The sequence below is a fragment of the Kitasatospora sp. NPDC056800 genome (genome assembly GCF_042789775.1).
In the GTDB taxonomy this organism is placed as follows: domain Bacteria; phylum Actinomycetota; class Actinomycetes; order Streptomycetales; family Streptomycetaceae; genus Kitasatospora.
Window position 1 is genome coordinate 24,260 of the sequence record NZ_JBHUAL010000094.1, and the last position, 8,926, is coordinate 33,185.

Below are 8,926 nucleotides of genomic sequence, written 5' to 3' on the forward strand. Positions count from 1 at the left end.
GTTCATCGTCACGGCCGTCACGCCCTCCACCGGAACGCCCGCGACACCGGCCACCTGGAGGTCGACGGTGCCGTCCGCCGCCACGGCCTGCGCCGTCGGCACGCCGATCGGCTGACGGGTGTCCAGCAGCCGGGTCGGACCGGCCGGGGTGAAGGCGCTGCCGATGTCGAGCATCTCGTAGGCACCGCGGTCGCGGAAGCCGCTGCCCGTACCGGTGTTGGCGACCGTCGGGTCGTCCACCGGGGCCTGGCCGCCGCGGTCGGTCGGCAGCATGCCCGGGGCGGTCTCGTCCGCCGAGTCGATCCGGTGGTCGACCGGGGCGTCCGGGCCCTTCGGCACGTAGGTCAGGGCGACGAAGTCGTGCACGCCCTGGCCGCTGTTCGCGGTGAGCTGGTCCTGGGTGCCGAAGGCGGCGCCGGCCCAGCTGTAGGGCGCGCCGCCGCTGCGCGGGTCGATCAGGTTGTAGTCGACCTTGGTGCCCGCGGTGGCGTTCGCCCCGACGGTGATCCCGGTGGCGGCGGCCGGGGTGGCGCAGGCCGCGTTCTGGTTCTTCGCGGTGTTCACCACGTTGTTCTCGACCACCGCGCCGGTCGAGCCGCCGTCCAGCACGATCCCGGCGAAGCAGGACGAGGTGACGGTGTTGGCCACCACGACGGTGTTCGGCGCGTCCTTGACCAGGATCCCGGTCATGTCGGACACGTAGTTGGCCTGGACCACGTTGGTGGTCAGGACGGTCCCGGTGGAGCCGCCGTCGACCTGGAGCAGCGGGCCGGGCGCGTAGCTGAAGTCGCCGCGGGCCCAGGTGACCTTGTCGGAGGCGTCGGTGATCCGGACGCCGCCGCCCGAGGCCGCGATGTTCGTGAAGGAGACGTCGTGCCCGCCGTCGACCACGACGGCCGGACGCTGGTTGCTCAGCACCGTCAGGTTCTCGAAGCGCAGGTGGTCGGCGCCCTTGACCACGATGGCGCTGTCCGGGTGGTTCGGCGCCCCGCCGCTGAGCGAGGCGACGCCGCCCGGCGAGTACTGCTGGGCCTGGCTGCGGAAGGTGATCGGGGCGTCGGCGGTGCCGGAGCGGGTCACGGTCACCGCGGTGTCGACGTAGGACCCGGCCGCGATCTCGACGGTCTGCCCCGGCTGGACGACCGCCGCGGCGGCCGCGACGTGGCAGAACGGCGCCGACTGGGCGCCGCTGCCGCTGTCGGTGCAGTGCGCACCCGCGGCGTTGTTGACGTAGAGCGTGCCGCCTGCCGCGGCCGCGCTGCTCGCACCGACGGCCGGCAGACCGACCGTCCCTACGAGCAGCGCGCCGACGGTCAGCGCGGATCGGACTCTGGACACGAATCCCCCCTGGTCACAGCGATCTCAGATCGCTAGGCAACCCTCGCCGCCGGACATCCCGGGGAAGGGCGCGGACATCCTTCCACGGGCTGTTCGGTCGGTACCAGGAGATTTTTCCCGAACTCCGGTGGGCGCGCGGGGCGTCGGCCGTCGCCGGTGTCCCGCGCGGCGCGTCAGCGCCCCGGGCGGACGGTGATGTCGGTGATCTCCGCGTCGCGGGAGGCGTCGAGGGCGGCGAGGACCGCCTTGGCGACGGACTCCGGCTCGATCCAGCGGTCGGCGTCGTACTCCTTGCCCTCCTGCTGGTGCACCTTGACCTGCATCGCGGTGGCGGTGCGGCCGGGGTAGACGGAGGTGACCCGGACGCCGTTGGCGTGCTCCTCGTGGCGCAGCGCGTCGGCGAGCGCCTTGAGGCCGTGCTTGCTGGCCGCGTACGCCGACCACTCGGCGTGGGCGTTCAGGCCGGCGCCGGAGTTCACGAAGAGCACGTGGCCCTTGACCAGCCGGATCGACGGCAGCAGGAGGCGGGTCAGCTCGGCGGGGGCGACGAGGTTGACGTTGAGCGTCTCCTGCCAGGCCTTGGGGGTCAGGTCGCCGACCGGGCCGAGCTCGACGACGCCCGCGACGTGCAGGAGGGAGTCGAGCTCGACGGGCAGCTGCTGGTGGCCGAAGGCCCAGGAGAGCTTGCCCGGGTCGCCGAGGTCCCCGACGAGGGTGCGGGCCCCGGGGAAGCGCTCGCGCAGCTCGGCGGCCCGGCGGGCGTCGCGGGCGAGCAGCCAGAGCTCGTCCCCGCGCTCGGCGAGTCGCTCGGCGAGGACGGCGCCGATGCCGGAGCCGGCGCCGGTGATCAGATGTGCAGCCATGGACCCGATCCTCTCAGGCCTTGAGCTGGGCGAAGACCTCGGCGGGGGTGTCCGCGAAGGTGATCAGCTCGGCGAGCGGGCGCGGCAGGAAGCCCTCGGCGTCCATCCGCTCCATCTGGGTGCGCAGGCCGGAGTAGAAGCCCTCGGTGTCCAGCACGACCACCGGCTTGTCGAACATCCCGTGCTTCTTGAGCTCCAGCACCTCGGTCACCTCGTCCAGGGTGCCCAGCCCGCCCACCAGGACGACGATCGCGTCGGCCCGGGCCGCCAGCTCCGCCTTCCGCTCGGGGAGGTCGGCGGTCCACACCAGCTCGTCGGCGCCGACGTACGCCTTGTGCCGCAGCATCTCGACCATCACGCCGACCAGTCGGCCGCCGGCCGCCTTCACCTCGTCGGCGAGCAGCCCCATCAGCCCGGCGTTCGAGCCGCCCCACACCAGGGTGTGCCCGCCCTCCCCCAGGAGCCGGGCGAACTCGGCGGCGGGGGCGGAGTAGCGGTCGTCGAGCGAGTACGCGGAGCAGAAGACAGAAATGTTCATAGTGTCGTCTGGTCTATCACGCCCCCTGCCCACCGCTCACCGCCATTACTCGGTGTACGGCACGAGCTTCGACAGGCTCAGGCTGAAGCCGAAGGGCTCCGGGATGGTGATCGCGTCGCCGAACTTCCGGTCGCTGCGGGTGTGGTAGCGGTCGTGGTTCGGCTCGGAGAACAGCGTCACCGTCTGCTGGCGCGGGTCCACGATCAGGTACAGCGGGATGCGCATCACGGCGTAGTCGTGCAGCTTGTCCATCCAGTCGTTGCCCGGGTTGGACGGCGAGACGATCTCCACGGCGATCAGGGCTTCGGCGGCAGGGGCTTTGTTACCCGGCTGGGAGAGGACGTCGAGGGGGAGGTAGGTCAGGTCCGGCTCACGCCCCTTGGAGACGTCCGGGCTGACGATCTCGCTCCGCTCGCTGGGAAGGTAGCCGTCAGGAGCGTGCTGCTCGAACTGCCTGCGCACCTGGGCCACGTTGAGCTGATGGATGTTGGACGGCGACGCCTGCATGATCAGCGTGTCTCCGGACCATTCGATCCGGACGCCTTCCGGGGTGATCCGCTCCAGCTCCTCGATGAACTCGCGGTGCTGCTCGTAGAAGGTCATGCCGTCCACTATGGCCGACCGGGCCGACATCTCACCCGCTGCCGGTCGGCCTGCCGACACCGGGATCCAGCCGGGCCTCTGCGTGGACAGGAGGCCCGGCCGCCGGCCGCTGCCGCTCAGGCGGTGACGGCCGGGCGCTCGGTGGTGGCGATGGTGGCGGAGCCGACGACGCGGGTGCCGTCGTAGAGGACCACGGCCTGGCCGGGGGCGATGCCGCGCACCGGGGTGTCCAGCCGCACCCGCAGTTCGCCGTCGACGACCGAGGCGCTCACCGGCACCTCCTCGCCGTGGGCGCGGAGCTGGGCGGTGTAGCGCCCGTCGGCGAGGGGCTCGGTGCCGCACCAGCGGGGGCGGATGGCGGTCAGCCCGGTGACGTCGAGGCCCTCGACCGGGCCGACCGTCACGGTGTTGTTCACCGGGGAGATGTCCAGGACGTAGCGCGGCTTGCCGTCGGCGGCCGGGCGGCCGATCCGCAGGCCCTTGCGCTGGCCGATGGTGAAGCCGTACGCGCCGTCGTGCTCGCCGAGCTTGGTGCCGTCGGCGTCGAGGATGTCGCCGGGCGCGGTGCCGAGGTGCTTGGCGAGGAAGCCCTGGGTGTCGCCGTCGGCGATGAAGCAGATGTCGTGGCTGTCGGGCTTCTTGGCGACGGCCAGGCCGCGGCGCTCGGCCTCGGCCCGGATCTCCTCCTTGGTGGTGTCACCGAGCGGGAAGAGCGAGTGGGCGAGCTGGTCGGCGTCGAGGACGCCGAGGACGTAGGACTGGTCCTTGGCGGAGTCGACGGCCCGGTGCAGTTCGCGCGCGCCGGAGGGCAGGTCGACGATCCGGGCGTAGTGGCCGGTGCAGACGGCGTCGAAGCCGAGGGCGACGGCCTTGTCCAGCAGCGCCGCGAACTTGATCTTCTCGTTGCAGCGCAGGCACGGGTTGGGCGTGCGCCCGGCCGCGTACTCGGCGACGAAGTCGTCGATGACGTCCTCGCGGAAGCGCTCGGCGAGGTCCCAGACGTAGAAGGGGATGCCGATCACGTCGGCCGCCCGCCAGGCGTCCCGGGAGTCCTCGATGGTGCAGCAGCCGCGCGCGCCGGTCCGGAAGGACTGCGGGTTGCTGGACAGCGCCAGGTGGACGCCGGTCACCTCGTGTCCGGCTTCGACGGCGCGGGCGGCGGCGACGGCGGAGTCGACTCCGCCGGACATCGCCGCGAGCACGCGCAGACGGCCGGTGGACGGAGTGGTCGGGGCACCCGGGAAGTCAGTCATGATGGCAACAAGGGTACGGGGTGGCCCGGCTGTTCCCGGAAGACGGGATCAGCGCCGGACGGCCGGGAACGGCGCCGCACGGCCGGGATCAGCGCCGGACGGAGGCCAGCCCGGCGTTGCGCGCCCGCTGCACCGCCGGCCCGATGGCCGCCGCCAGCGCCGTCACGTCCTCCCGCACCGAGGTGTGCCCGAGCGAGAACCGCAGCGACGCGCGGGCCAGCAGCGGGTCGACGCCCATCGCGAGCAGCACGTGGCTGGGTTGCGGCACCCCGGCGGAGCAGGCGGAGCCGGTCGAGCACTCGATGCCCTGGGCGTCCAGCAGCATCAGCAGGGCGTCGCCCTCGCAGCCGGGGAAGGAGAAGTGCGCGTTGGCGGGCAGCCGCCCGGCCGCGGACGGGTCGCCGTTGAGGATCGCGTCGGGGACGGCGTCCAGCACCGAGGCCACCAGTTCGTCCCGCAGCGCGCCCAGCGTGACGGTGTGCTCGGCCCGCCGTTCGACGGCGATCGCGGCGGCGGCCGCGAAGCCGGCCGCGCCGGGGGCGTCCAGGGTGCCGGAGCGCACGTCGCGCTCCTGCCCGCCGCCGTGCAGCAGCGGTACGGGCGCGGCGCCCCGGGAGAGCAGCAGCGCGCCGATGCCGAACGGGCCGCCGATCTTGTGTCCGGTGACGGTGAGCGCGGTGAGGCCGGATTCGGCGAAGGAGACCGGGACCTGACCGAGCGCCTGCACCGCGTCGGCGTGCACGGGGATGCCGTACTCGGCCGCCACGGCGGTCAGTTCGCGGACCGGCTGGACGGTGCCGACCTCGTTGTTGGCCCACATCACGGTGACCAGCGCCACCGACGCCGGGTCGCGTTCGATCGCGGACCGCAGCGCCTCGGGGTGCACCCGGCCGTGCTCGTCGACCGGCAGGTACTCGACGGCGGCGCCCTCGTGCTCGGAGAGCCAGTGCACCGCGTCCAGCACCGCGTGGTGCTCGACCGGGCTGCACAGCACCCGGGTGCGGGCCGGGTCGGCGTCCCGGCGGGCCCAGTACAGGCCCTTGACCGCGAGGTTGTCGGACTCGGTGCCGCCGCCGGTGAGCACGATCTCGCTGGGGCGGGCGCCCAGGGACTCGGCCAGCGACTCCCGGGACTCCTCGACCACCCGGCGGGCCCGGCGGCCGGCCGCGTGCAGGGCCGAGGCGTTGCCGACCACCCCCAGGTGCGCCGTCATCGCGGCGATCGCCTCGGGCAGCATCGGCGTGGTCGCCGCATGGTCCAGGTATGGCATAACCATCCGATTGTAGAGCGCCGCACGGGGCGGGGTTCCGGCCCGGGGCACCGATCCAGCCACCGCCCGCACGGGCCGGACGCACCACGGCCGGACGGCCGCGTCCGGTACTGGTTTGTACCACTGAGCCACCCAGCGGTTAGCCTGACGCCACCAGTCAGCCGGATCCACGGGGAACGCCATGTCGCAGTCGGTCGACCGCGCGCTGACCCTGCTCGACGCGCTCGGCGACGCACCGCTCTCGCTGGAGCAGGCCGCCAGCAGCCTCGGGGTGCACAAGTCCACCGCCCTGCGGCTGCTGCGCACCCTGGAGGAGCACGGCTTCGCCCGCCGCCAGCCGGACCTGCGCTACCGGATCGGCGGCCGGGTGCTCTCGCTGGCCCACCGCGCGCTGGAGGACTTCGACGTCCGGCAGGTCGCCGCGCCGTACCTGGCCGCGCTCAACGCCCGCTGCGGCTACACCGTCCGGCTCGCCGTGCTGCACGACGGCGAGGTGCTCTACCTGGACGAGGTGGCCGGGCCGCCGGGCGCGGAGCCGTCCCGGATCGGGCGCCGGGCCCCGGTCGACGGGACGGCGGTCGGCCGGGTGCTGCTCGCCGGGCTGTCCGCGGACGACGCCCGCGCGGAGCCCGAGCTGGCGGCGGTGCGCCGCCGGGGCTGGGCGGCCGAGTCGCGCGAGCACCGGGAGCCGGTGACCTGCGTGGCCGCGCCGGTCGCGGGCAGCGGCGGGCGGACGGTCGCGGCCTGCGCGCTGAGCGCCCCGGCGAGCGAGGTTCCGCCGGCCGAACTGGCCAGGATGGTGCCGGAACTGCTCTGCACGGCCGAGGCGATCTCGCTCGCGTACGGCGGCTCGCCTACTCCTCGCTGGTGCGAGAACCGTTGCGGTGCCAGGCCCGCGGGGCACGCCAGCCGTACTTCAGGGCGAGCATCCGCAGCCCGAAGGCGGTGAGCGCGGCGGCGGTGCCGGTCACGCCGGTGAGCCGGTCGGTGGCGATCAGCAGGGCGACGACGGTGGCGCCGACCAGGGCGGGGACGGCGTAGATCTCCCGGTCCCAGCGCAGCAGCGAGGGGATCTCCCCGGCGAGTATGTCGCGGATCACGCCGCCGCCGGCCGCGGTCACCATGCCGAGCGCGATCGCGGCGACGGCGCCGAGTCCGAAGTCGTGGGCCTTGGCGGTGCCGGTCACGCAGAACAGCCCGAGCCCGAGGGCGTCCAGGGTCTGCACCGCCCGGTTGATCCGCTCGACCTCCGGGTGCAGGAAGAACACCACCAGGGCGGCGCCCAGCGGGGTCACGAAGTAGCCGAGGTTGGTGAACGCGGCGACCGGGGTCGCGCCGATCACCAGGTCGCGCATCACGCCGCCGCCGAGGGCGGTGACCTCCGCCAGCACACAGATGCCGAAGATGTCCATGTTCTTGCGGACGGCGAGCAGGCCCCCGGAGAGGGCGAAGACGAAGATGCCGACGAGGTCCAGCGACTGCTGGACGTCGGTCGGGAAGAGCTGGGATGTCACCGTCCATGTGTACCCGATGTGCACGGATGTGCCGGTGAACGTCCGTTCTCCGGATGCGAACGCACCGCCGGAAGGGTGCCGGACGGCTTGCGCGCCGTCCGGCCGGACCTGCTCGGCTAGCCTCCGCCTGTGAAGCTCGTGAAGCCCAGGTCGGCCCCGGCGTCACCGCCGGAGCCGTCGAAGTCGCCGCCGGAACCGCCCGCCTCCGCCAGGCTCGGCTGGCTCGACGCGCTGCGCGGCGTCGCCGCCCTCGCCGTCGCCATGCACCACTTCGGACTGCTCGGCAAGATCCCCCACGCGGACCGGGTGCCGCGCCAGCTGGACCTCGGCTTCTTCGGCGTGATGCTGTTCTTCCTGGTCAGCGGGTACATCATCCCGGCGTCGCTGGAACGGCGCGGCGACGTCCGGGCGTTCTGGACCGGGCGGCTCTTCCGCATCTACCCCGCGGTGGCCGTCACGATCGTGGCGAGCCTGCTGGTGCTGCCCCGCGGCGGCCAGATCGTCCAGAGCTTCCCCTTCGACCACCCGGTGCTGTCGCTCGCCGCCAACGGCCTGCTGCTCCAGGACCTGGTGGGGGTGCCCAGTGCCATCGGCGTGATGTGGTCGCTCACCTACGAGATGGTCTTCTACTACTTCGTGTGCGCGCTGTTCGTGCGGGGGTGGCACCGGAACAGCGCGCCGATCGCGGTCGGCTTCGCGTCCGTCGCCCTGGTGCTCGGCACCTGGCTGCCGATCGGCGGGATCTCGGTGGACCTGGCGGCCACCAGGCACCTGGTGGCGGTGGCCGGGATCGTGGTGCTGATGGCGATGGCGTGCATCGCCACCGCCCGTCCGGACCTGACCCGTTGGGGCGCGCTGCTGCTCGGCGGCCTGGGCCTGGTCCTGATCACGGTGAACAACCGGAGCACCGGCTTCGAGACCATGCTGATCTTCGCGACGATGTTCGCCGGCACCGTGCTGTACCGGCTGGAGCACGGCCTGCTCGACCGGCTCCCGGCCCTGCTCTGCTGCGCCTTCGTGGTCGTCGCCGGCGTCACGGTCGGCTACCTGTACAACCGGGACACCGCGCTCTGGCACACCTGGACCCCTTCGTGGCAGTCCTTCTCCCTCGCCTACCTGGCCGCCTGGGCCCTGTTCGCGGCGGCCATGCTGCTGCGCCGGCGCCGCTTCCCGCGCTGGCTGAGCGGGCTCGGCACGATCAGCTTCTCGGTCTACCTGCTGCACGGGCCGCTGATGTACTTCGTCGGCTGGAGGCTCCAGGGCTACCCGCCGATCGTCGGGCCGACGGGGCAGGCCGCGCTCACCCTCGGCTACCTGGGGGCGCTCGTGGTGCTCTCCTACCTGTCGTACCGGCTGGTCGAGATCCCGTTCCAGCGCCTCGGCCGCCGGGTGGTCCGGGCGCTGGACCGCCGCTTCCCGGCCCCCGCCCCGGGCCCGCGCGAACCGGCGCCGAGGCCCGAAGCGGTGCCGGCCGCGGGCGTCTGAGGCGCCCGGGACGCCTGGGACGCGGACGCCGAAGAGGCCGCCCGCCCCGGGGGTCCGGGGCG

Annotated in this window: 9 protein-coding genes; 2 read left to right on the plus strand and 7 right to left on the minus strand. The window is 73.2% G+C overall.

The window, feature by feature from the left end:
- The 6 genes from ACFRQN_RS21260 to ACFRQN_RS21285 all read right to left on the minus strand — a co-directional run.
- The coding region (locus tag ACFRQN_RS21260) for a right-handed parallel beta-helix repeat-containing protein (RefSeq protein ID WP_380741538.1) at positions 1 to 1,338 on the minus strand (1,338 nt) is incomplete at its 3' end.
- A 173-nt stretch (positions 1,339 to 1,511) separates the two neighbouring features.
- Positions 1,512 to 2,201: an SDR family oxidoreductase gene (locus ACFRQN_RS21265; RefSeq protein WP_049658860.1), complete on the minus strand. Its 690-nt coding sequence runs from the start codon at positions 2,199 to 2,201 to the stop codon at positions 1,512 to 1,514.
- 13 nt (positions 2,202 to 2,214) lie between these two features.
- Positions 2,215 to 2,739: a TIGR00730 family Rossman fold protein gene (locus ACFRQN_RS21270; protein WP_074001491.1), complete on the minus strand. Its 525-nt coding sequence runs from the start codon at positions 2,737 to 2,739 to the stop codon at positions 2,215 to 2,217.
- A 45-nt stretch (positions 2,740 to 2,784) separates the two neighbouring features.
- A complete protein-coding gene (locus tag ACFRQN_RS21275; protein WP_049658858.1) occupies positions 2,785 to 3,342 on the minus strand; it encodes a Uma2 family endonuclease in 558 nt (185 codons plus the stop codon).
- A gap of 116 nt (positions 3,343 to 3,458) precedes the next feature.
- Entirely contained in the window at positions 3,459 to 4,595 is a 1,137-nt protein-coding gene (gene mnmA, locus ACFRQN_RS21280; RefSeq protein ID WP_049658857.1) for a tRNA 2-thiouridine(34) synthase MnmA, read from the minus strand.
- 88 nt (positions 4,596 to 4,683) lie between these two features.
- A complete protein-coding gene (locus tag ACFRQN_RS21285; RefSeq protein WP_074001490.1) occupies positions 4,684 to 5,865 on the minus strand; it encodes a cysteine desulfurase family protein in 1,182 nt (393 codons plus the stop codon).
- Between the two features lie 181 nt (positions 5,866 to 6,046).
- Here ACFRQN_RS21285 and ACFRQN_RS21290 point away from each other — a divergent pair, with 181 nt between their 5' ends.
- Positions 6,047 to 6,814 (plus strand): IclR family transcriptional regulator, encoded by a 768-nt coding sequence (locus ACFRQN_RS21290; protein WP_074001489.1) that lies wholly within the window; start codon positions 6,047 to 6,049, stop codon positions 6,812 to 6,814.
- Here ACFRQN_RS21290 and ACFRQN_RS21295 read toward each other — a convergent pair.
- Positions 6,720 to 7,379 carry a trimeric intracellular cation channel family protein gene (locus tag ACFRQN_RS21295; protein WP_049660599.1) on the minus strand — a complete coding sequence of 220 codons (660 nt, stop codon included), beginning with the start codon at positions 7,377 to 7,379 and terminating at the stop codon, positions 6,720 to 6,722. The two genes, ACFRQN_RS21290 and ACFRQN_RS21295, sit on opposite strands and share 95 nt — an antisense overlap.
- A 129-nt stretch (positions 7,380 to 7,508) precedes the next feature.
- Here ACFRQN_RS21295 and ACFRQN_RS21300 point away from each other — a divergent pair, with 129 nt between their 5' ends.
- On the plus strand, positions 7,509 to 8,864 hold the full coding sequence (locus tag ACFRQN_RS21300) for an acyltransferase family protein (RefSeq protein WP_380741539.1): 1,356 nt from the start codon (positions 7,509 to 7,511) through the stop codon (positions 8,862 to 8,864).
- Positions 8,865 to 8,926: the final 62 nt, after the last annotated feature.

Excerpts from the sequence above, each read along its gene's own strand:
- ACFRQN_RS21265 (WP_049658860.1), bottom strand. The coding sequence starts at position 2,201 with ATGGCTGCACATCTGATCACCGGCGCCGGCTCCGGCATCGGCGCCGTC.
- ACFRQN_RS21270 (WP_074001491.1), bottom strand. The coding sequence starts at position 2,739 with ATGAACATTTCTGTCTTCTGCTCCGCGTACTCGCTCGACGACCGCTAC.
- ACFRQN_RS21275 (WP_049658858.1), bottom strand. The coding sequence starts at position 3,342 with ATGACCTTCTACGAGCAGCACCGCGAGTTCATCGAGGAGCTGGAGCGG.
- mnmA (WP_049658857.1), bottom strand. The coding sequence starts at position 4,595 with ATGACTGACTTCCCGGGTGCCCCGACCACTCCGTCCACCGGCCGTCTG.
- ACFRQN_RS21285 (WP_074001490.1), bottom strand. The coding sequence starts at position 5,865 with ATGCCATACCTGGACCATGCGGCGACCACGCCGATGCTGCCCGAGGCG.
- ACFRQN_RS21290 (WP_074001489.1), top strand. The coding sequence starts at position 6,047 with ATGTCGCAGTCGGTCGACCGCGCGCTGACCCTGCTCGACGCGCTCGGC.